The 20041-nt window shown below is 67.9% G+C and carries 25 protein-coding genes; 9 read left to right on the top strand and 16 right to left on the bottom strand.

Annotated elements, in window-relative coordinates; genetic code table 11:
• Positions 1-2: 2 nt before the first annotated feature.
• Entirely contained in the window at positions 3-560 is a 558-nt protein-coding gene (locus tag BMX37_RS07070) for a 3'-5' exonuclease (RefSeq protein ID WP_093664956.1), read from the top strand.
• A 22-nt stretch (positions 561-582) separates the two neighbouring features.
• Here the strand turns inward: BMX37_RS07070 and BMX37_RS07065 are convergent, their stop codons facing one another.
• The 9 genes from BMX37_RS07065 to BMX37_RS07025 form a co-directional block, all read right to left on the bottom strand.
• Complete coding sequence (locus tag BMX37_RS07065) at positions 583-1590, bottom strand: mechanosensitive ion channel family protein (RefSeq protein WP_093664954.1); 1008 nt, start codon at positions 1588-1590, stop codon at positions 583-585.
• Between the two features lie 82 nt (positions 1591-1672).
• Positions 1673-2200, bottom strand: a complete 528-nt coding sequence (gene pal / locus BMX37_RS07060; RefSeq protein ID WP_093664952.1) for a peptidoglycan-associated lipoprotein Pal — start codon at positions 2198-2200, stop codon at positions 1673-1675.
• Positions 2201-2266: 66 nt separating this feature from the next.
• Positions 2267-3682, bottom strand: coding sequence for a Tol-Pal system beta propeller repeat protein TolB (gene tolB, locus BMX37_RS07055; protein WP_093664950.1), 1416 nt, complete (start codon positions 3680-3682; stop codon positions 2267-2269).
• Between the two features lie 5 nt (positions 3683-3687).
• On the bottom strand, positions 3688-4764 hold the full coding sequence (locus BMX37_RS07050) for a cell envelope biogenesis protein TolA (protein ID WP_093664948.1): 1077 nt from the start codon (positions 4762-4764) through the stop codon (positions 3688-3690).
• On the bottom strand, positions 4764-5228 hold the full coding sequence (gene tolR, locus BMX37_RS07045; protein WP_093664946.1) for a protein TolR: 465 nt from the start codon (positions 5226-5228) through the stop codon (positions 4764-4766). Before tolR ends, BMX37_RS07050 begins: the two co-directional genes overlap by 1 nt.
• Positions 5229-5232: 4 nt before the next feature.
• Positions 5233-5925, bottom strand: coding sequence for a protein TolQ (tolQ, locus tag BMX37_RS07040; RefSeq protein ID WP_093664945.1), 693 nt, complete (start codon positions 5923-5925; stop codon positions 5233-5235).
• Entirely contained in the window at positions 5922-6386 is a 465-nt protein-coding gene (locus tag BMX37_RS07035; RefSeq protein WP_093665358.1) for a YbgC/FadM family acyl-CoA thioesterase, read from the bottom strand. Before BMX37_RS07035 ends, tolQ begins: the two co-directional genes overlap by 4 nt.
• Positions 6387-6461: 75 nt before the next feature.
• A complete protein-coding gene (locus BMX37_RS07030) occupies positions 6462-7376 on the bottom strand; it encodes a hypothetical protein (protein ID WP_212611409.1) in 915 nt (304 codons plus the stop codon).
• A gap of 126 nt (positions 7377-7502) precedes the next feature.
• Positions 7503-8489: an NAD(P)H-dependent flavin oxidoreductase gene (locus BMX37_RS07025; protein WP_093665357.1), complete on the bottom strand. Its 987-nt coding sequence runs from the start codon at positions 8487-8489 to the stop codon at positions 7503-7505.
• A gap of 234 nt (positions 8490-8723) precedes the next feature.
• On the opposite strand from BMX37_RS07025, the gene BMX37_RS07020 reads away from it, so the two are divergent.
• Positions 8724-9065, top strand: coding sequence for an SWIB/MDM2 domain-containing protein (locus tag BMX37_RS07020; RefSeq protein ID WP_170841882.1), 342 nt, complete (start codon positions 8724-8726; stop codon positions 9063-9065).
• Positions 9066-9223: 158 nt separating this feature from the next.
• On the opposite strand, the gene BMX37_RS07015 is transcribed toward BMX37_RS07020, so the two are convergent.
• Positions 9224-9586 carry a response regulator gene (locus BMX37_RS07015; RefSeq protein ID WP_093665355.1) on the bottom strand — a complete coding sequence of 121 codons (363 nt, stop codon included), beginning with the start codon at positions 9584-9586 and terminating at the stop codon, positions 9224-9226.
• 36 nt (positions 9587-9622) lie between these two features.
• Between BMX37_RS07015 and BMX37_RS07010 the strand changes: the two genes are divergently transcribed.
• From BMX37_RS07010 to BMX37_RS06995, 4 genes are all read left to right on the top strand, one after another.
• The gene (locus BMX37_RS07010) at positions 9623-9892 is read left to right on the top strand and encodes a DUF3572 domain-containing protein (RefSeq protein ID WP_093664943.1); all 270 of its coding nucleotides are present in this window, start codon (positions 9623-9625) and stop codon (positions 9890-9892) included.
• The gene (locus BMX37_RS07005) at positions 9889-10554 is read left to right on the top strand and encodes a hypothetical protein (protein WP_093664941.1); all 666 of its coding nucleotides are present in this window, start codon (positions 9889-9891) and stop codon (positions 10552-10554) included. Before BMX37_RS07010 ends, BMX37_RS07005 begins: the two co-directional genes overlap by 4 nt.
• On the top strand, positions 10551-11015 hold the full coding sequence (locus BMX37_RS07000; RefSeq protein WP_093664939.1) for a RidA family protein: 465 nt from the start codon (positions 10551-10553) through the stop codon (positions 11013-11015). Before BMX37_RS07005 ends, BMX37_RS07000 begins: the two co-directional genes overlap by 4 nt.
• A gap of 145 nt (positions 11016-11160) precedes the next feature.
• Positions 11161-11397 carry a DUF6894 family protein gene (locus BMX37_RS06995; protein ID WP_093664937.1) on the top strand — a complete coding sequence of 79 codons (237 nt, stop codon included), beginning with the start codon at positions 11161-11163 and terminating at the stop codon, positions 11395-11397.
• A gap of 92 nt (positions 11398-11489) precedes the next feature.
• Here the strand turns inward: BMX37_RS06995 and BMX37_RS06990 are convergent, their stop codons facing one another.
• Positions 11490-11738: a hypothetical protein gene (locus tag BMX37_RS06990; RefSeq protein WP_093664935.1), complete on the bottom strand. Its 249-nt coding sequence runs from the start codon at positions 11736-11738 to the stop codon at positions 11490-11492.
• 217 nt (positions 11739-11955) lie between these two features.
• On the opposite strand from BMX37_RS06990, the gene BMX37_RS06985 reads away from it, so the two are divergent.
• Positions 11956-13089 carry a GNAT family N-acetyltransferase gene (locus BMX37_RS06985; protein WP_093664933.1) on the top strand — a complete coding sequence of 378 codons (1134 nt, stop codon included), beginning with the start codon at positions 11956-11958 and terminating at the stop codon, positions 13087-13089.
• Here BMX37_RS06985 and BMX37_RS06980 read toward each other — a convergent pair.
• Both BMX37_RS06980 and BMX37_RS06975 read right to left on the bottom strand, forming a co-directional pair.
• On the bottom strand, positions 13050-14678 hold the full coding sequence (locus BMX37_RS06980; protein WP_170841881.1) for a hypothetical protein: 1629 nt from the start codon (positions 14676-14678) through the stop codon (positions 13050-13052). The two genes, BMX37_RS06985 and BMX37_RS06980, sit on opposite strands and share 40 nt — an antisense overlap.
• 81 nt (positions 14679-14759) lie before the next feature.
• Positions 14760-15977 carry an argininosuccinate synthase gene (locus BMX37_RS06975; protein ID WP_093664931.1) on the bottom strand — a complete coding sequence of 406 codons (1218 nt, stop codon included), beginning with the start codon at positions 15975-15977 and terminating at the stop codon, positions 14760-14762.
• A gap of 102 nt (positions 15978-16079) precedes the next feature.
• Between BMX37_RS06975 and BMX37_RS06970 the strand changes: the two genes are divergently transcribed.
• Complete coding sequence (locus tag BMX37_RS06970; protein ID WP_093664929.1) at positions 16080-16568, top strand: EF-hand domain-containing protein; 489 nt, start codon at positions 16080-16082, stop codon at positions 16566-16568.
• 29 nt (positions 16569-16597) lie between these two features.
• Here the strand turns inward: BMX37_RS06970 and BMX37_RS06965 are convergent, their stop codons facing one another.
• From BMX37_RS06965 to BMX37_RS06955, 3 genes are read right to left on the bottom strand one after another with little or no spacing between them, the layout of a single operon-like run.
• Positions 16598-17824: an SAM-dependent methyltransferase gene (locus BMX37_RS06965; protein ID WP_093664927.1), complete on the bottom strand. Its 1227-nt coding sequence runs from the start codon at positions 17822-17824 to the stop codon at positions 16598-16600.
• 18 nt (positions 17825-17842) lie between these two features.
• Entirely contained in the window at positions 17843-18598 is a 756-nt protein-coding gene (locus BMX37_RS06960) for a molybdopterin-dependent oxidoreductase (RefSeq protein ID WP_093664925.1), read from the bottom strand.
• A complete protein-coding gene (locus BMX37_RS06955; RefSeq protein WP_280139231.1) occupies positions 18595-19323 on the bottom strand; it encodes a cytochrome b/b6 domain-containing protein in 729 nt (242 codons plus the stop codon). The genes BMX37_RS06960 and BMX37_RS06955 overlap by 4 nt, the downstream gene beginning before the upstream one ends.
• Positions 19324-19397: 74 nt before the next feature.
• On the opposite strand from BMX37_RS06955, the gene BMX37_RS06950 reads away from it, so the two are divergent.
• Positions 19398-20015 (top strand): flavin reductase family protein, encoded by a 618-nt coding sequence (locus tag BMX37_RS06950; RefSeq protein ID WP_093664922.1) that lies wholly within the window; start codon positions 19398-19400, stop codon positions 20013-20015.
• The last annotated feature ends 26 nt before the right edge of the window (positions 20016-20041 follow it).

Below are 20041 nucleotides of genomic sequence, written 5' to 3'. Positions count from 1 at the left end.
CCGTGCGCGTCTTCCTCGATTTCGAAGCATCGTCCCTGGCCGACAAGAGCTATCCGATCGAGGTCGGCTGGGCATGGGAGGATGGCCGGGATGAGGATTACCTGATCCGCCCCGCGTCCGGCTGGACCGACTGGGCGTCGGAGGCGCAGGCGATCCACGGCATCGCCCGTGAAACGCTTGAGCGGGACGGCACGCCCCACGACGTGGTGGCGCGCCGGATGGTGGAGGTGCTGTCCGGCCACGACCTGTTCGCCAGCGCGCCCTCCTGGGATGGCAAGTGGCTCAGCGCGCTGCTCCGCGCTGCCGGGCTGCCCCGCCATGCCTTGCGCCTGCGCGACAGCGAGGACGCCCGGGCCGAAACCGCGCGGGACATCCTGGCCCCGGTGCTGCTTCAAGACGCGCTGGGTCCGGCGGTCGCCGCCGTGCTGGCCCAGGCCGAGGCGGATCGGCCGTCCGGACGGCCAGCGCACCGTGCCCTGGCGGATGCGGTGCAGGAACGCGCATACTGGCTGCACGTCCGCGACCTTGCGACACAGCGCGCCGGTTCACCGACCGGCTGACGCGGAACGCGCGTCGGCGACCTTAGGCAGCCGGCGCGTCCTCCTGTGCCAGCCCCGCCGCCCGATCGGGACTCACGCGTACGTCGCGCAGGGCGCGCGGTGGATCGTTGCCCGCGGGCCAGCCCTCCCGCTGGCGGGTACGGTCGCCGTCCGCCTCGTCCGTCTGGTCGTGGAACAGCACGGTCGTGGTCGGGAAAGGCAGGTCGATGCCGTTTTCCTGCGCCGCGCGGCGGATCGCCAGGATCACCTTCGCCTTGATGCCGATCGTGACCTTTGGCGCGGTCCACCAGCGTGCTCGCAGCGTCACGGTGCTGTCGCCGAAGCCCACCGCCAGCACGTCGGGACCGGGGTCCTGCTCCACCCCCTCGACCCCCGCCATCGCCTGTCGAAAGACGCGCATCGCGTGATCCGGGTCGTCGCCATAGCCGATGCCCACCTCGATCTGGCTGCGCACGGTCGGAAAGGCGGTGTGGATGGTGACGGCGGAGGTGTAGATGTCCGAGTTCGGAATGATGACCCGCCGGCCGTCATAAGTCTTTATCAGCGTTGCGCGGCTCTGGATGTGCTCCACCGTCCCCTCGAACCCCTTGACGATGACCTGGTCGCCGCGGCGGAACGGTCGGTTGATGAGCAACAGGATGCCCGCCAGCAGGTTCTGCAGGATGTCCTTGAACGCGAATCCGATCGCGACGGAGCCGATGCCCAGGCTGGAGATGATCGTGCCCGGTTTCACCGAGGGGAATACGATCACCGAGGCCACCAGCACGGCCGTCAGCATGATGAAGCCGAACGCGATCGATCCCAGCACACCGCCGAGATCGGCATAATCGCGGTGGAAGAAGGCGCGGCGGACACCCCGCGCGACCAGCCGCCCGACCACCCAGGCGATCAACAGGAAGATGATGCCGCCCGCGATGCTGGGCAGCGCCTTGGCGAAACTGTTCCACCACAGATGGAGCGTGGCGACCACCGTGCTGACCGGGTCCAGCACCGGCGGCGGGGTCACATGCGCGACAACGGTATTGTTCATGCGGATCGGAACGAGCCCGAAACGGATCGGGTTCCGGTATGGCCGGGTCGGGCAGGCTCGCCGCGCCCCGGCCGATCCGGGATCAGCGGCCGATCACCACCGTCACGGCGCGCCGGTTCTGGGCATAGGACGCATCGTCCGACCCCAGCGCGACGGGGCGTTCCTTGCCATAGCTGATGGTGCTGACCCGCGACGCGTCGATGCCGCGCGCGACCAGATAGTTCTTCGCGGAATTGGCGCGGCGATCGCCCAGCGCCAGGTTGTACTCACGCGTGCCGCGCTCGTCGCAATGCCCCTCGATGGTGATGCGGACCTGGGGATAGCGGTTCAGCCATTCCACCTGGCTGTCCAGGATGCCGCGCGCGGTCGCGTCGATATCGAACTCGTCGAGCGAGAAGTTGATGGTGTTGGACGACACCGATCGACGGAAATCGGCGTCGGAACCCGGCACCACCGCGCCGTTGTCCATGCCAGTGCCCGGCGTGTTGGCGCCAACCTCGCCCGCATTCTGGGCGGGTGCCGGCGGCAGGACCGGAGGCCGCTTCTTCGCGCAGCCGGCCAGCGCGATCAGCGCGGTGGCGGCCAGGATGGTGGAATGAAGCTTAGCCATGATCAACTCCCGTGGTTCAAACTAGTCCTGTTCATGCCCCCATGAACGACATCCTCGTAAACGGCGTCAGGGCCGGATCGGGCCCCAGGCCGGGTCCGACCCGTCGAGCGGCGTCGGGATCTTGCGTTCCACATTGCCGGTCAGGTCGACCATCCACAGATCGGCCTTACCCTGGCTGCCCCGGCTGGACCGGTAGAAGGTGATGACGCGGCCGTTGGGCGACCAGCTCGGCCCCTCGTCCTGCCAGCTGTTGGTCAGCAGACGCTCGCCCCCGCCGCTGGGGCTCATCACGCCGATGCGGAATGCGCCCGACACCTTGGTGAATGCGATCAGGTCGCCGCGCGGGCTCCACACCGGGGTCGCGTAGCGCCCGCCGCCGAAGCTGATCCGCTGCTGGTTCGATCCGTCCGCATTCATGACATAGATCTGCTGGCCGCCGGACCGGTCGCTTTCGAACACGATGCGCGACCCGTCGGGCGAATAGCTGCCACCCGTGTCGATGCCGGGCGACTCGGTCAGGCGCTGCGGCTCCCCGCCCTGCGATGCCACGCGGTAGATGTCCGTGTTGCCACCCGTCGCCATGGAGAACAGGATCCAGCGGCCATCGGGGGAAAAGCGCGGGGCGAAGGTGGTCGCGGCATTGCGTACCACCAGTCGCGGGCGCCCCGAACCAAGGTCGTAGACGTAGATGGAGGGGATCTTGCCCTCATAGCTCATGAACACGATCGACTGCTGGTTCGGCGCGAAGCGCGGCGTCAGGACGATCGACTGGCCGTTGGTCAGGAAGCGGTGGTTGGCGCCGTCCTGGTCCATGATCGCCAGGCGCTTGATCCGCTTTCCCTTCGGCCCGGTCTCCGACACGTACACCACCCGGCTGTCGAAATACGGCCCTTCCCCGGTAAGGCGGGTGTAGATCGAATCGGCGCATTTGTGCCCCGCACGGCGCCAGTCGGATGGCGGCACGACAAAGCCCTGTCGCGCCAGTTCGGTCTTCGACGCGACGTCGTACAGGTAGCAGCCGACGGTCAGCGAGCCATCGCCGTTCGCCTTCACATAGCCCTGGACCAGCGCCTGCGCGCCCGTCCCGCCCCAATAATCATAGGCCGGGGCCGTCACCTCCGGCACCGACACGGTGCGCAACTGCGCGGGCGGCAGCGGCGTGAACAGGCCGGAATTGCGCAGGTCGTTGGCGACGATGTCCGACAACTGCCGCCCCACCGCATCGGTGGAGCCGGCCGGCGTATCGATGATTTGCGCCGCCGGCATCACCGGGATCGCGATCGGCGTTGGGGAGCTGGTGCCCCCCTCCACATCCACCACCAGCCCGCCGGCCTGATCGCCCGCCGGCTGCCCGGCCTGGGGCGCTGCCGCTGTCGTCGCCGGAGCCGGTGCAGGTGGCGGCACCTGCTGCGCGACGCTGCTGCCCGACAGGAACAATGCAGGGGCAAGGAGGGCAGTTACGAGGAGATAGGCCTTGGTCATGCGCGTCAACCCGGAAGCTTGTAGCGGAGCGTGAAGTTGCTCCAGCCATTCTGAACGTCGTACAACTCCTCGGGTAGCCCCTTAAGCGGCGAGCACCCGACGAACGTGGCGATGGCGAGATCGTCGACCCGGTCGACATAGCGGCTGTTGTCGTCGTCGACGCCGGTATGGCCGACGACGCGCGGACGCGCGGCCAGCGTGCCGTCGCGGTTGAGGCGCAGGTTGATCGCGACCCGGATACGTTCCGCACCCGGTCCCGGCGTCACCTGGCGGTTCGCGCAGGGCTGGACCTGGCGCAGGATCGCGGAGCCGATGTTCGCGGCCTGTTGCGCGCCCATCTTCGCGGCGGGCGCGGCGTCGGCGTTGCTGCTCTTGCTCGGCTCGGTACCCAAGCCCTTGAGGAAGTCGTTGCCAAGACGGCCGCCGCGCGGACGTTCCGCCTTGGCCGTCGCGCTCGACCCCGATCCGCGCGCAGGCGTCGCCGGCTTCGCGCTGCTTGCCGCGGGGCGCGTGGCGTTCGGCTTGCCCGACCCGCCGCTGGTGGTGGCCGGTTTGGCAGGCGCCGGCTTGGCCGGGACCGGCTTCGCGGGTGCGGGCTTGGCCGGGGCCGGCTTTGCGGGCGCAGGCTTCGGCGTAGGCGCGGGTTTGGGAGTCGGTTTCGGCGCAGGCTTCGCCACCGGCTGCGGCTTGGGCTCCGGCTTGGGCTGGGGTTTGGGTTGTGGCTGCGGTTTGGGCTCCGGCCGGGGTTGCGGCTTCGGCGTGGCCTTCGGTTGCGGCTTGGGCGGCGCGGGGGTGGGCGGCGCGGGTGCGGGTTCCGGCTTCGCCTCGGGTGGCGCCTCGACCGGCTCCGGCGCGGCGGCCTCTTCCGGGGCGCCGATTTCCGGCGCCACCGACTGCGCCGCCTCTGCCGGATTGGGCGCGGTCGATTCCTTGGCCACGTCGGTCACCAGGCTGACCTCGACCGGCTGCTGCTTCAGCTTTTCGGGATTGGGCGTGGCGAGAAAGCCGACCGACAACAGGCCGAAGAGCACGAGGTGCCCCGCGACGGCTACGCCCAGCCCGATCTTCTCCGCGCGCTCCATCAGCGGCCGGCGGTTCCGCCGTCAGCCGCCTCGCCGCCCGCGTTGGTGACCAGCGCGATGCGGGTCAGGCCCGCGCGGCTGAGTTCGCCCATGACATTGGCGACGCGGCCGTAATTCTGGCCCCGATCGGCGCGCAGGTAGATCTGCGGCGGCTGGTCGGCGCCGACCGCCTTGTTCGCGATCGCGTCGAGGCGTGCGGGCAGATCGCCCTCGTTCACCTCGTCCTTGTCGATGAACAGGCGGCCCTGTTCGTCGATCGACAGTTCGATCGGCTGTTTTTCCTGGTCCAGCGCCTTGGCCCGGCTGTCGGGCAGGTTCACCGGCACGCCGGCGGTCAGCAGCGGCGCGGTGACCATGAAGATGATCAGCAGCACCAGCATGACGTCGACCAGTGGCGTGACGTTGATGTCCGCCATCGGCGCGCGCCGCCCGCGCCCCCGACCCGAAGGAAGGTTCACCGCCACGGGATCAGCGTGCCCCGTCCAGCTGGCGCGACAGGGTGGCGTGGAAGCCATCGGCGAAGCGGTTCAGCGCCGCTTCGATCCGGCCGATCGCATGGTTGAAGCGGTTATAGGCGATCAGTGCCGGGATCGCCGCGAACAGGCCGATCGCGGTTGCGAACAGCGCCTCCGCGATCCCCGGCGCGACCACCGCCAGCGACGAGTTCTGCGCCTGCGCGATACCGGTGAAGCTGCGCATGATGCCCCACACCGTCCCGAACAGGCCGACGAACGGCGAAGCGGAGGCGACGGTCGCCAGCACGTTCAGCCGATCGGACAGGCGATCGACCTCCCCCGCCGCCGCCGCGCCCATCGCGGTCGCGAGCCGTTCCCGCGTGCCCGCCTTGTCGATCGCGGTCCCGGCGGTGGATCGGCGCCATTCGGAAATGCCCGCCGCCAGCACGCGCGTGGACGGCAGGTCGCCCTCCGCCTCCTTCTTGTGAAAGGCGTCGATGTCGTCCGCCTTCCAGAAATCGCGTTCGAACCGGGCCATGCCCTTGCGCGTGCGGCCCAGGCGCACGACCAGAGACACGATGATCGCCCAGCTCCAGATGCTGGCGAGCAGCAGGCCGGCCATCACCACCTTCACGACGATGTCCGCCTGGAGGAACAGCGCCACCGGCGACAGGGTCGCGGCGTCCATGTTGAAGACGGGGTTCATGGGCGTTGCAACTCTCCCTGGCCGACAAGGCCTTGATAGATGGCGATCCAGTGCGGCGGTTGCCGCGTCGGCCGGCCGCTGGCGGATACCAGCGCGACGGTGATCCGCGCCTCCGCCAGCAAGGCGGTGCCGCACCTGACCTGTTGATGAACAAGGACGTCGGCGGCGCGCACGCGTTCCAGCCGCGACACCACCATCAGCGCGTCGTCCAGACGCGCCGGCGAACGGAAGCGCAACTGCACGTCGGCCACCGCATAGGCGCCGCCGCCGCCCTCGAAGAACGCACGCTGGTCGATGCCGGCGATGCGCAGCATGTCCGATCGCGCCCGTTCCATGTAGCGCAGGTAATTGGCGTGATAGACCACGCCCGACAGGTCCGTGTCCTCGAAATACACGCGCAGCGGGAAATGGTGCACGCCGCCGTCGAACCGCCCCTCCGCGGGTCGGTCGGCAACGGGCAGATCGAGGCCGGACGGACTGGTCACGCCGGCCTGTTAACCCAAGGAGTCAGACGGGGAAAGCCCGTGCGGGCGCGCTCAGCGGCCCTCCACCTCCGGCGTGCCGAACACCGACGGGTCGATCTCCAGCCGGGGATACGGCCGCGCGCCCGGCTGCGGCGCAGGTGGCGGCGCCTGGGTCGCGGCGCGGACCGGCGCGGCGATCGTCGGTGTGGTCAGCGCGGGGGCTGGCGTCGGCCGAGCCAGAACGCGGACCGGCTGGGCAGGCGCCGGCTGAACGGCTGCGGACTGAACGGGTGCGGCACTCGGCACGGCGACGGCAGGAACCGACGCCAGTGGTGCTGGAGAGGACACGGCGATCGCGGTCGTCGGCGCGGCGGACGCGGCCGCGATGCGCAAGCTTCCGATCCGCCACGCGTCATAGGCACGGTAGAAATCGACAAAGGCCTGATCCAGGCCGGGCATCTGCGCCCGCGCGAACGCGTCCAGCCCGCCGGCGGGAACCGCGGGGGCGGCGGCCAGGATCCGCTCCGCCGCCGCGCAGAAGGACGGGCGCGCGGGGGTTTGCGAGTAATAATTGTACAAGCGCGTCATGGAATCGTCGTACCGGTCGCGCCAGTCACCACCGCCCGCACGATACTCGGCGGAATAGCGCGCCTCCGCCGCCGCTAGACCCGCCTTTTCGCGCGCCAGCAGCGCGTTGTACGCCGCGATGATCGTGGTGCCCTGCACGCCCTGGCAGGACAGCGCCGCGACGTTCAGCCCCGCGCGCAGGTGCCACACCGCCGCCGCCGCGGTCAGGTTGCGATTGGGCGTGGGATAGCTGCCGTCCGCCAGAACCGCCGGGATGCGCATGCCCGGCGTCGCGCCCGGCGGCAGCATCGGCGCGGCCACCACCGGTGTCGGCTCGGGCGGCGGCGTCACAACCGCCACCGGCGTGCGGGTGGCACACCCCGCCAGCAAGGGCAGCACGATCAGTACGGAACGCCGCATGGCCGAATCCTCGAAAAGCACGTGGTTAACCGTACCCTCTCGTATCTGCTTTTACGGTTAACGAAAGGTTGCGGCGACCGGCGGCGGCCATGTCACGGCCGTTCGCGTACCGGCGGGAGGAGAAAATCAGCCCCCGCGACGGCCCAGCGCGGCGGCGGCCTCATCCATCAGCTCGCCCAGGATCGCCGCGGCGGGTTCCTCCTGGCGGACCATGCCAACCGACTGGCCGGCCATCACCGAACCATGTTCCACATCGCCGTCGATCACCGCACGGCGCAGCGCGCCCGCCCAGTAATGCTCGATCTCCAGCTGCGCCTCGGCCATCGCGACCGCATTCTCGTCCAGCCGCCCGGCCACTTCGCGCTGCTTGGCGGAAAACAGGTCGGACGCCGAATTCTTCAACGCGCGGACCGGGATTACCGGCAGGCGAGGGTCGATCTGCACCGACGCCACCGCGTCGCGGGCGGAGGCGCGGATGAACGCCTTCTTGAAATTGGCATGGGCGATCGATTCGGTCGCGCAGACGAATCGCGTGCCGAGCTGCACCCCGGCCGCACCCATTTCCAGATATCCCGCGATCGCCTCACCCCGGCCGATGCCGCCGGCGACGAACACCGGCACCGCGTCCGCGATTTCCGGCAGCATTTCCTGCGCCAGCACGCTGGTGGACACCGGACCGATATGGCCGCCGGCCTCCATCCCCTCGATCACCAAGGCATCGACTCCGGTCCGAATCAATTTCTTCGCGAGCGCCAGCGTTGGTGCGAAGCAGACGACCTTCGCCCCGCCTGCCTTGATCGCCTCCAGCGATCCCTTGGGCGGCAATCCGCCCGCCAGCACGACATGGCCGACGCCGTGGCGCACGCACACGGCGATCAGGTCGAACAGCTGCGGGTGCATGGTGATCAGGTTCACGCCGAAGGGCCGGTCGGTCAGCGCGCGTGTCCCGGCGATCTCCCGGTCCAGCAGGTCGGGCGTCATGGCGCCGCACGCGATCACCCCGAACCCGCCCGCGTTGCTGATCGCGGCGACCAGGTTGCGCTCCGACACCCAGGACATCGCGCCGCCCATCACCGCGACGCGCGAACCGAGGAAGTCCGCGCCGCGCGCCATCAGGCGCGACAGCCGCGCGGCACCGTGATCGGCGGCGGTTGGGGAGGTCGATGCGGGCGCAAGCGTGTCTGTCATGCCGGGCGGACTACCGCGTTCATCCGCGCGCCCGCAAGCCGCCTGCGTGCCGTTCCGACGCACGCCGTGCCACGCCTCCCTTGCGGAAGCGCAACGAAGATGGTTCATCCGCGTATATGCCTGCTACAAGGCAGCAAGACTCAAGCACGGAGGAACATCATGGCACGTTCGGCGGAAAAGCGCGGCAAGGATGAAACGGCGGCGGCCGAGAAGAAGGTGAAGTCGACCGGCAAGGCGGCAAGCGGCGCGCGCGGCGGCATCACCGCCCCCGTCACCCCCTCCGCCGAGCTGGCCGAGATCGTCGGCAAGGACGACCTGCCCCGCAGCGAGGTGGTCAGCAAGGTATGGGAATACATCAAGAAGCACGACCTGCAGGACGCCAAGGACAAGCGGCAGATCAACGCCGACGACAAGCTGGAAAAGATTTTCGGCAAGAAGTCGGCCAGCATGTTCGAGATGAACAAGCACCTCAGCGCGCATCTCAGCGCCAAGAAGGCCTGACACCGGACACCCGTTCCGTGATGGCGGGGCTCGGCAGGTCGCAGAAACGCGGCGGGCCGGCCCCCTCATTGCATGGCGGACATAGGACGCCTGACAAAACGCGGGGGCGATTCGTCACCCGCACACATCAACGTTGGGCAGTCACGCCGAGCGGCCGTTCAGATCAGCCGGTTCACGGCCTCCATGAAGCGCAACAGGCTGATCGGCTTGGACACATAGGCGTCCGCCCCGGCCGCGCGGATACGCTCCTCGTCCTCGCGACCCGCATAGGCGGTGACAGCCATCACCGGGATGCGGCGCAGATCCGCGTCACCCTTCAGCTCCACGATCAGCTCATGTCCCGTCACGTGCGGCATCTGGATGTCCATGATGATGAGGTCGGGTGCAAAGCTGCGTGCCCGCGCCACCGCCTCCCGACCGTCGCGCACCGGCTCCGCCACGAACTCGTGCGCCCGCAACAGATCGCAGAACAGCTTGCTGTTCAATTCGTTGTCCTCGACAACGAGCACCTTCTTTGCCACGCGCGCATCGTCTTCCATCGACAAGAGAGATAGGCGTTGCGGGACCCCGACACAAACACAGACCCGCAGGCGATCGCATTGCGTGCGCTCGTCTGGACCCTGGAAGAGCCGGATCGAGCATCCCGCTTGATTGACATCACCGGCCTGACCCCCGCCGATCTGCGCGCGCGGGCGGCGGAACCGGCGGTGCTGGCCGCCTGCCTGTCCTTTCTCGAGGCGCATGAGGCGGACCTGATCGCCTGTGCCGGCGCGCTGGACGTCACGCCGCCGGCCCTGGTCGCCGCGCGCGAGGCGCTGGAACGATGAGCCGCCCGCTGCTCATCACCGATTGCGACGAGGTGTTGCTGCACATGGTGCGGCACTTCGGCACCTGGCTGGACGAGGCCAAGGACATGGATTTCGCCATCCAGCACGGCGCGTTCGAACAGCGCATCCGGCGACGGAGCGGCGGCGATCCGTTGAGCCAGGACGAGATGTGGGGCCTGCTGGACGAGTTCTTTCCGGCCGAAATGGACCGCCAGACGTTGGTGCCGCACGCCGCAGACGCCCTCGCCGCGCTGGCGGAACGCGCGGACATCGTGGTGCTGACCAACCTGCACGATGTCTGTCGCCAGCCGCGCATCGAGCAGCTCGCCCGGTTCGGCATCGAACACCGGGTGGAGTGCAACCAGGGCGGCAAGGGTCCGCCGGTCGCCCGCCTGGTCGCGGAATTCGGCGCCTCCGTCACCGTGTTCGTCGACGATCTGGCGGTGCATCACGAATCGGTCGCGCGCCACTCACCCGATGTCCACCGGCTGCACATGGTGTCGGAACCCGACCTGGCGCCCAGTGTCCCGGCCGCCCCGCACGCCCATGCCCGTATCGACGACTGGCGCGCGGCGCGGGCCTGGATCTCCGACCGTTTCGAGGCGGGCGTGGCCGCCCCGCCGACCACCCCATCCCCCATCCTTTCGGGAGTTGAAGCATGACCGACACCATCGACCAGCGCCTGTCCGACCTGGGCCTGACCCTGCCACAAGCGGCCGCCCCCGTCGCATCCTACACGCCGGTCGTGGAGGCGGGCGGCATGCTCCACATCTCCGGACAGCTGCCGTTCCGCGATGGACAGCTGGTCACCGGCCGACTGGGTGACGGCGTGTCGCTGGAAGAGGGGCAGGACGCGGCCAAATTGTGCGGGCTGATGCTGGTGGCACAGGTGAAGGCGGCGCTGAACGGCGACCTGTCGCGCGTGCGCCGCATCGTGAAGCTGGGCGTGTTCGTGAACTCCACCCCGGATTTCACCGACCAGCCCAAGGTCGCCAACGGCGCGTCCGACCTGATGGTGTCGCTGTTCGGCGACGCGGGCAAGCACGCGCGCTCCGCCGTCGGCGTGGCGGTGCTGCCGCTGGGTGCGGCGGTAGAGGTCGACGCGATCATCGCGGTCGACTGACATACCCAAGGTCGGACCACCCGCGCGCTGTGCATGGATCACGCGCGGATGGTCCGGCGGGGTTGCCGAATTGATCTATGTGATCCCGGTTGCCGGCCCCGTCGGTTAGGAGCATGGTCTCCCAAGCCGAACAGTCAGGACACGGATGCCGCAATACAGGATCAGCTTCGCCGGACGTGAACAGGAAGCGATCGCCATCGAATGCGCGGACGTCGAGGAAGCACGCAACGAAGCGGTACGGCGTCTGGGCACCTATCTCGCCGATCATCCAGGTTTCGCCAACGAAGGACACTGGCGCGTCGAAGTGGAAAGCGAGCAGTTCGAGCCACTGCTCCACGTCATCGTGGCAACCGTGCCGGCACGATCGCGCAAGGATCGCTGATGCAGGAGCCGAAGCGAATGTCCGGCTCGCCGTGTCGCTGAAAGATCAGAGTGGCGGGAGCAACCGCGCACCCCCGGAAGCGCGCACGACGCCTAGATCTCGACCGGGAAGCCCGGGGAGTCGCTGAGCCGGGCGATGTCGGGCCAGCCGAGCAGTTCGCGCGCGTCGACGTCGATAAAGAACGCGTGCCGCTCCCGCGCTTCCACGCGACCGGCCCGCTCCACCGCGCGCCGCACCATCTCTTCCAGCGATCCGCTGGCGATCTGCTTCGGGCGCACATTCTCCTTGCCCGCGACCGCAGGCTCCCGCTGGCGCCATAGCCGCGCGGGTTGCTTCCACATGCTGTTCACTTTGTTCTCGCGTCTTTGTTTCGACGAGCGAGGCCTTGCTAGCCGGGTGCAACCGAACCGTCATTAACCAAAATGCGACGAACCCAACTTACCCACAGCTTTCTTTGATTCGACTCGTTTCGGATCAAAGCGGGCTGCGCCGGCCCAGGTCTCGCCCTGTCGTTTCACCCGTTCCGGCAAGCCCGGAGCCCCCCTATATGGTTCAGCGATGACCAGCATCACTGCCCGTATCGCCGATGGCGTCCTGTCCATTGCGCCCGACGATTGGGACGCCTGCGCTGGCCCTGACAATCCGTTCGTCGGCCACACGTTTCTCTCCGCGCTGGAGGAGTCCGGCAGTGTCGGGGGTCGATCCGGGTGGCAGCCGCTGCCGGTGATCGTCGACGGACCGGACGGGCGACCGGCCGCCATCGCACCGGCCTATGTGAAGGCGCACAGCCAGGGCGAATATGTCTTCGATCACGGCTGGGCGGACGCGTGGGAGCGGGCCGGCGGGGACTATTACCCGAAGCTTCAGGTGGCGGCGCCCTTCTCCCCCGTTCCTGGCCCCCGCCTGTTGCTGCGCGACCCGGACATGGCACCGGCGCTGATCGCGGCGTTGCAGGCGGTGGTGGACGGCAACGGCCTGTCGTCCGCGCACGCCACCTTTATCGCCCCCGAACAGGTGCCGGCGTTCGAGGCGGCGGGCTGGCTGATCCGCCAGGGCACACAGTTCCACTGGCGCAACCGGGGCTATGGCAGCTTCGACGATTTCCTGGACCAGCTCGCCAGCCGCAAACGCAAGGCGATCCGCAAGGAGCGTGCGGCGGCGGTGGAGGGGCTGACGATCCGCCACCTGACCGGCGCCGACATTACCCCGGATCATTGGGATGCGTTCTGGACCTTCTACCAGGACACGGGCAGCCGCAAATGGGGTCGCCCCTATCTGACCCGCGCGTTTTTCACCCGGCTGGGCGAGACGATGGGCGACAAGGTGCTGCTGATCGTCGCAGAGCGGGACGGGCGACCGATCGCGGGCGCGCTGAACCTTATCGGCGGGGACACGCTCTATGGCCGGTACTGGGGCGCGACGGAGGAGGTGCCGTTCCTCCATTTCGAGCTGTGCTATTACCAGGCGATCGACGCCGCCATCGCGCGCGGGTTGGCCGCCGTTGAGGCGGGTGCGCAGGGGGAGCACAAGCTGGCCCGCGGCTATTCCCCCGTGCCGACCTGGTCGGCGCATTACATCGCCGATCCGAACTTCCGCCGCGCGGTCGCCGACTTCGTGACGCGAGAGCGCGAGGCGGTGGTGGCGGAAAGCGATTATCTGGGTGAGCTGACGCCGTTCCGCCGGGGCAGCTGAACCCCGAAATCCTCCAGCGTCAGCGGTTCGGGCTGGCTGCGGTCATCGATGCGCAGCAACATGCTCGACCCGTCGCGCCATACCGGCGTCATGCCGTCCAGCAGCGCGGGGTCGAAACGTGGCGGCTCCAGCAGCCAGACATAGTCGAACGCATCGCGCGGGAAGTTGTTGAGCGCCATGCGGATCGGCCGCCACCAATTGCCACGGCAATAGCGGTCGGTGACGATCTCCGACGGATCGTGCGCGAAACCGCCCGCCGCCGGATAATGCGTGGTGAGCAGTTGCGCGCCGGCCATCGACCATTGGTCGTTGGAAAAGGCCAGGCGCCGCGTGATCAGCATCGCCGGAAAATGCTCCAGCCGGCTGTACGCCCAATCGTCCAGGCAGCGGCGCCCTACGAAACTGACCACCCGCGCCCGTTCCGGCACATGGTCCAGCGCCGCCATCTGACGGCTGTAGCTGCGCTCGTAGAGGAAAAAGCTGGCGGTGGTGCCGACCAGCCGCGCGGCGAAGAACGCCATGCCCAGCGCCGCGATGGCCGAGGCATGGCGCATCGACAGGCCATGCCGCGCGCGGAGCGCGATCACCGCGATGGCCAGCGCGAACGGGGCCAGCCGCATGTCGGCATAGGCGCTGCCGAACACGATGCGCGGCAGGATGATGAACACCGCGAACAGGAACGCCGCCGACAGGCCGAGCTGTCGCGAATATTCCACCCGGTCGTCGCGCACGCCCTTGAACAGGATCAGGAACAGCAGCGTCGCGGAAAACAGGTCCCACGCCATCCACCGGTCGCGCAGCACCATGGACAGAAAGCTGATCTTGGCACGCCAGTTGAACCAGTCGCCGGTCTGCCCCGTGACATGCTCGCCCGACCGCCAGAATATCATCAGCAGCATCGGCAGGCAGAGCGGCAGACACCCCAGCCCAGCGCGCACCATCGCCTCCAGCCAGCCGCGCCAGCCGCCGCGCGCCTCCGGCCGCTCCATCCGGTCGTGCTGGCGGATCAGCTCCGCCGACATGGCCAGCACGCCCAGCACGCCCCAGCCGAACGTATGGCACAGCCACAACAGGCATGATGCCGGCAGGAAGATCGCGGCGCGCAGGCGGAACCGGTTCAGTCGCGCCAGCCGCAGCCACAGCGCGAACAGGTTCAGCGCGATCGCCATCGACAGGGCGAAGTTCACGAAACCGAACTGGAACGGATAGCTGTAGGCGAGCGGCAGCGCGAACAGCGCGGTGGCGGGGATACGGCCATGCACCTCCCGCGCGATCCAGAGCAGGCCGGCGACGGTCAGCGCCGGGATCGTCATCACGATCAGCTTCACCGCCAGTTCGAGGCCGAACACCTTGGCCAGCGGGACGACCAGCAGGTCGATGCCCAGATTGCCGATCAGCGACCAGCGGAAATCATACCATTGTGACAGCCAGGGATCATGCCCGATCGACAGCTGCACCCGGTACCGCCCCATATGGCCGGGCAGGTCGACCAGCGGGGGCACGGTGGGCCAGAGCAACGGGATCGTGGCGGCGAGGGTGACCGCGATCACGAACCAGCGCGTCTGCCACCAATGAAGCTTTTCCCCCATCCGACCCGTCTTAAAGCGCGCGTGGGCAGACGGACAAGGGCATTGCCGCTCCAACCGGCGCATCCCCTGTCCGCGCGACGATCACCGGTCGCGCCGGCCCAGCAGGCGGAGGCGGAGCGCGTTCAGCTTGATGAAGCCGGCGGCGTCGCGCTGGTCGTAGGCGCCCTGATCGTCCTCGAACGTCACGACTTTTTCCGAATACAGGCTATTGGGCGACTTGCGGCCGATGACATGGACGGCGCCCTTGTACAGCTTCAGCCGCACCGTGCCCGACACCTTGGCCTGGCTGTGGTCGACCGCCGCCTGCAGCATCTCGCGCTCCGGCGAGAACCAGAAGCCATTATAGACCAGCTCCGCATAGCGCGGTGCCAGTTCGTCCTTCAGGTGCGCGGCGCCGCGATCCAGCGTCAGCTGCTCGATCGCGCGGTGCGCCAGATGCAGGATGGTGCCGCCCGGGGTTTCGTACATGCCGCGTGACTTCATGCCGACGAAGCGGTTTTCGACCAGGTCGAGCCGGCCGATGCCGTGCGTGCGGCCATAATCGTTCAGCTTCGCCAGCAGCGACGCGGGGCTCAGCCCCTCGCCGTTGACCGCCACCGCATCGCCACGCTCGAAATCGATCGTGATGATCTCCGGCGTGTCGGGCGCATCCTCCGGATTGACGGTGCGCGAGAAGACGTAATCGGGCACCTCCTCCCACGGGTCCTCAAGCACCTTGCCCTCGGACGAGGTGTGCAGCAGGTTCGCGTCGGTGGAAAAGGGCGCCTCGCCCCGCTTGTCCTTGGCGACCGGGATCTGGTGCGCCTCGGCGAATTCGATCAGGCGGGTACGGCTGGTCAGGTCCCATTCGCGCCACGGCGCGATCACCTTGATATCCGGGTTGAGCGCGTAATAGCCCAGTTCGAAGCGGACCTGGTCGTTGCCCTTGCCCGTCGCACCGTGGCTGACCGCGTCGGCGCCGACCATGTTCGCGATCTCGATCTGCCGCTTGGCGATCAGCGGCCGCGCGATGGATGTGCCGAGCAGGTACAGCCCCTCGTACAGTGCGTTCGCGCGCATCATCGGGAAGACGTAGTCGCGGACGAACTCTTCCTTCAGGTCGTCGATGAAGATGTGTTCGGGCTTGACGCCCGCCATCTCCGCCTTGCGGCGCGCCGGCTCCAGTTCCTCGCCCTGGCCCAGGTCGGCGGTGAAGGTCACCACCTCGCAATTATACGTCTGTTGCAGCCATTTCAGGATCACGCTGGTGTCCAGACCGCCCGAATAGGCCAGCACGACTCGATTGATGGACTCGCTCACGCTCGACGCTTCCTCGGCAAGGGCTGTGGGAACAAGGTCGCGCCCCTATGCGCTCCCCGCCCGCCACGCAACCGTTCACCCGCCGTACAAGCCGGCGTCAGCATGAGGATCGCCATGTCCCGCTTTCCCCTTCTCCTCGCCGCGACCGTCGGCGTCGCCCTGTCCGTTCCGCTGGCCGCCCCCGCCGCCGCGCAAAAGACCCCCGCGCGCAAGGTGACGCCCGGCGCGAAGACGGCGGCCAAGGTCTCGCCCCAGGTCAGGGCCGAGTTCGCGCGCAGTGACACCAACAAGGACGGGTTCCTCAGCCGGACGGAGGTGACAGAGCGCGTCCGCCGCATGGATGTTGGCCGGTCGAAGCTGAACGGGCAACAGATCACCGATCTGTCGACCCTGTGGTTCGCACGGGCGGACACGAACAAGGACGGCAAGATCTCTCCCGCGGAGATGCAGGCGCTGCTGAATGCCACCGCGCGCCGCTACGACACCAATGGCGACGGCGTGGTCAGCGTCGAGGAACGACAGGCCGCACGCGCCGAGACGCTGAACGAGGTGCGTCGTGGCCCCGCCGGCCCGAAGAATCCGGGTCGGTAAACCAGCAGCACTGAACGGGCGCCAGGCGGTCAGCCGCGCAGCGCCCGTTCCCCGTCAATCATATAATCGCGCGTGACCGGCAGGGCGGTTCGGCTGCGGGCATATTGCAGCTGGAAATTGACCAGCGCGCCGTGCTCGAACGCCTTGCACGCGCCCGCCAGGTAAAAGGTCCACATGCGATAGAAGCGCTCGTCGTACAGCGCGACGATCTGGTCCTTCGCCGCCACGGTTCGATCGTACCACGCCTTCAGCGTCCAGGCGTAATGCAGGCGCAGCACCTCCACATCGCACAGGAACATCCGCGCCGGCTCCGACGCCGCGACGATTTCCGACAGCGACGGGTTATAGCCGCCGGGAAAGATGTATTTCGTCGTCCAGCGATCGGTGACGCCCGGCACGCCCAGACGGCCGATGGTGTGGAGCAGCATCACGCCGTCCTCGGTCAGCAGGTCGCGCACCTTGGCGAAGAACTCGCGATACTGCGCGGTGCCGACATGTTCGAACATGCCGACCGACACGATGCGGTCGAACCGCCCCTCGACCCGGCGGTAATCGATCAACTCGAAACGGACCTTGTCGGCGACGCCCGCCGCATCCGCCCGCGCGCGCGCGACCTTCAGCTGTTCCTCGGACAGGGTGACGCCCAGCACCTCCACGCCCAGCTTGCGGTGCAGGTACAGCGCCATGCCGCCCCAACCGCACCCGATATCCAGCACGCGCATGCCCGGCCGGATCGCGAGCTTTGCCGCGATGTGCGCCAGCTTGTCCTCCTGCGCCCGGTCCAGGTCGTTGGCAGGGTCGGTATAATAGGCGCAGCTATATTGCCGGTCCCTGTCGAGGAACAGGTCGTAGAGGCGGCCCGACAGGTCGTAGTGATGCGCGACGTTGCGCCTCGATTGGCGCTCCATATTCACCCGCTCGACCCGGTGGCGCAGCGCACCCCATAGTCGGGCCAACGGCGAGGCGGCGAGGCGACCGCCACCCTGCTCCCACGGATCATTGGCGGTCATCAGCTCGATCAGGTCCATGGCGTCGCCATTTTCGACGATCAGCCGCCCGGCCATGAACATCTCCCCCGCGCCCAGGCCGGGGTCCCGCAGGATCGCCCGCTCCACGCCCTTGTCCGCGAAGCGCAGCACGACATGGCCGAAGTTGTCCGCCGGCTGGCCGAAAGTGACGAGGGGCTTTCCGGGGCGATTCAGGGTGAGTTGGCCGTGACGAACGGCGCGGCGAAGAAACACGTCAATCAGCGACATGACTATGGCGGTAGCAACTTAGATGCCGGCATACCAATCGTAATCGACATTGTCCTCCCAAAAGCCGCCCTTGCCCTTGCCGATCCCGGCCAGACTCGGCACCGCCTCTATCCCCATCACATATTTCGCTTGTTTATAACCGAGTTGACGCTCGACCCGCAGGCGCGTCGGCGCACCATGGCCGATGTCGAGCGGCCGGCCGTTCAGGAACAGCGCCATGATGGTTTGCGGGTGGAACGCGTCGATCAGGTCGATCGACTCGTAATAGGGCGCGCCGCCGATCTGGTCGGCGCAATGAAACACGACGTAGCGCGCGGCGGATTGCACCCCCGCCAGCTTCAACAGGCTGCCCAGCAACGGTCCCTGCCACTGGCCGATCGCGCTCCAGCCCTCGACGCAATCGTGGCGCGTGATCTGCCGCCGCTGCGGCATGGACCGCAGCTGCGCCAGGCTGAACTGAAGCGGTCTCGCCACCAGTCCGCCGATCGCAAGCCGCCAGTCGGCGAACCCGTTGGCCGCCAGCGCGCCATATGCGGGCGTGTTCGGGTTGGCGTTGCCGTTGGTGCGGAACACCGGCGACATCTGGTCGACCCGGTATTCGGGGGCCAGCGCGGCCCGGTCGATCAGCGCGCGTTGCAGCCCGTGACTGATCGCGTCCCCGGAATCGAGGATTCTGCGCGCCGGGCCGAAATCCTGCACCCGGTCGCACGCCGACAGCAGCGTCCCCGCGCCGATCCCCAACAGCGCGCGGCGGCGGGTCAGCACCGCGCTCAATGCCCCTCTCCTTCCGGTACGCGCAGCCAGCCGGTCAGCATCGCCCCGATCTCCTGCCGCCAGCCCGCCAGGATGACCGCGACCAGATGCACCACGACGAACGCGACCACCGCCCAACAGGCGATGAAGTGGATCGAGCGCGCCGACTGCCGCCCGCCGAACAGGTCGAGCAGCCACGGCGCCCCCGCATTCCATCCCGGCGACAGCGACAGGCCGGTGGCGATCATCAGGGGCAGCAGCACGAACAGCGCGACGCAATAGGCGATCTTCTGCGCCAGGTTGAACCGCTCGGGATGCGCCGCGTCGTGGAAGCGGAAGCGGAGATGCTCGCGAACGTCTCGGCCCAGCGCCGCCGGCTTCAACTCCGCCGCCCGCACGCGCAGGTCGCGTGCGAAATGGCGGTTCACCAGGCTGGCGATCATGAACCACAATAGGTTGAACGCCAGCACCAGCGCGAACAACAGGTGCCAGCGCCTGGCCAGCGCCAGATTGTAGCTAGACGGAATGGTCAGCCAGCCGGGAAAGGTCGGCGGGTTGAACCAAGACGTATCGAGATTGGCGCCGTACACGCCCCAGTACAGATGCGGATGCGCGTTGGAGATCATCAGCCCGCTGCCGATCATCACGAACACGGTGACGGCGTTGGCCCAGTGCCACAGCCGTGTGGGCAGACGGTGGCGATAGGCTTTGCGGGGCGCGACCTGTGCGGGGCGTACATCGTTCACGGGTAGCAGCTTACAGCAAGCACGACCGTCGCGGTAGGCGGGAGCCGATCGTGCCGCGCCGACGTTCAGCATCGATGACCGACTGGCATTTCTACGAACCCGCGCAGGGCCACCGCCTGCCGCACGACCCGCTGAACGCGATCGTCGCACCCCGCCCGATCGGCTGGATCAGTACCGTATCGGAGGCGGGCCTGCGCAATCTGGCACCCTACAGCTTCTTCAACCTGCTATGCTATTCGCCGCCGCTGATCGGTTTCTCGTCATTGGGATGGAAGGATTCGGTCGCCAACATCCATGCGACCGGGGAATTCGTCTGGAACCTCGCCACCCGCGATCTGGCGGAGGTGATGAACGCGACATCCTCCACCCTGCCGCCGGACGTGGACGAATTCGCGCATGCCGGGATCGAGACGGCGCCGTCCCGACTGGTCCGTCCCCCGCGCGTCGCTGCGAGCCCGGTTGCCTTCGAATGCCGTCTGACCCAGCTGATCCGGCTGCAGGGGAAGGAGGGTCAACCGCTCGACCAATGGCTGACGATCGGTGAAGCGGTCGGCATCCACATCGACGGCGCGATGCTGGAGGATGGCATCTACCAGACCGCACGGGCGCACCCGATCACGCGCGGGGGCGGCCCGGCCGATTATTTCGAGATCACCGAGGATGCGTTGTTCAAACTGCGCCGGCCCGGCTGAGCCGATTAGGTCCAGCGCGGACGTTC

The organism is Sphingomonas gellani, assembly GCF_900110035.1.
GTDB classification, from domain to species: domain Bacteria; phylum Pseudomonadota; class Alphaproteobacteria; order Sphingomonadales; family Sphingomonadaceae; genus Sphingomonas; species Sphingomonas gellani.
This window is presented reverse-complemented; position numbering and strand designations above follow the sequence as displayed.

What these genes read in the sequence shown, in the direction of transcription:
- BMX37_RS06995 (WP_093664937.1), top strand. Translation starts at nt 11,161, where the DNA reads ATGCCGCAATACAGGATCAGCTTCGCCGGACGTGAACAGGAAGCGATC.
- BMX37_RS06950 (WP_093664922.1), top strand. Translation starts at nt 19,398, where the DNA reads ATGACCGACTGGCATTTCTACGAACCCGCGCAGGGCCACCGCCTGCCG.
- BMX37_RS06990 (WP_093664935.1), bottom strand. Translation starts at nt 11,738, where the DNA reads ATGTGGAAGCAACCCGCGCGGCTATGGCGCCAGCGGGAGCCTGCGGTC.
- tolQ (WP_093664945.1), bottom strand. Translation starts at nt 5,925, where the DNA reads ATGAACCCCGTCTTCAACATGGACGCCGCGACCCTGTCGCCGGTGGCG.
- BMX37_RS07050 (WP_093664948.1), bottom strand. Translation starts at nt 4,764, where the DNA reads ATGGAGCGCGCGGAGAAGATCGGGCTGGGCGTAGCCGTCGCGGGGCAC.
- BMX37_RS07030 (WP_212611409.1), bottom strand. Translation starts at nt 7,376, where the DNA reads ATGCGGCGTTCCGTACTGATCGTGCTGCCCTTGCTGGCGGGGTGTGCC.
- BMX37_RS06965 (WP_093664927.1), bottom strand. Translation starts at nt 17,824, where the DNA reads ATGTCGCTGATTGACGTGTTTCTTCGCCGCGCCGTTCGTCACGGCCAA.
- BMX37_RS06970 (WP_093664929.1), top strand. Translation starts at nt 16,080, where the DNA reads ATGAGGATCGCCATGTCCCGCTTTCCCCTTCTCCTCGCCGCGACCGTC.
- BMX37_RS06985 (WP_093664933.1), top strand. Translation starts at nt 11,956, where the DNA reads ATGACCAGCATCACTGCCCGTATCGCCGATGGCGTCCTGTCCATTGCG.
- BMX37_RS07065 (WP_093664954.1), bottom strand. Translation starts at nt 1,590, where the DNA reads ATGAACAATACCGTTGTCGCGCATGTGACCCCGCCGCCGGTGCTGGAC.
- pal (WP_093664952.1), bottom strand. Translation starts at nt 2,200, where the DNA reads ATGGCTAAGCTTCATTCCACCATCCTGGCCGCCACCGCGCTGATCGCG.
- tolB (WP_093664950.1), bottom strand. Translation starts at nt 3,682, where the DNA reads ATGACCAAGGCCTATCTCCTCGTAACTGCCCTCCTTGCCCCTGCATTG.
- BMX37_RS07025 (WP_093665357.1), bottom strand. Translation starts at nt 8,489, where the DNA reads ATGGCGCGCGGCGCGGACTTCCTCGGTTCGCGCGTCGCGGTGATGGGC.
- BMX37_RS07000 (WP_093664939.1), top strand. Translation starts at nt 10,551, where the DNA reads ATGACCGACACCATCGACCAGCGCCTGTCCGACCTGGGCCTGACCCTG.
- BMX37_RS07005 (WP_093664941.1), top strand. Translation starts at nt 9,889, where the DNA reads ATGAGCCGCCCGCTGCTCATCACCGATTGCGACGAGGTGTTGCTGCAC.
- BMX37_RS06980 (WP_170841881.1), bottom strand. Translation starts at nt 14,678, where the DNA reads ATGGGGGAAAAGCTTCATTGGTGGCAGACGCGCTGGTTCGTGATCGCG.
- BMX37_RS07020 (WP_170841882.1), top strand. Translation starts at nt 8,724, where the DNA reads ATGGCACGTTCGGCGGAAAAGCGCGGCAAGGATGAAACGGCGGCGGCC.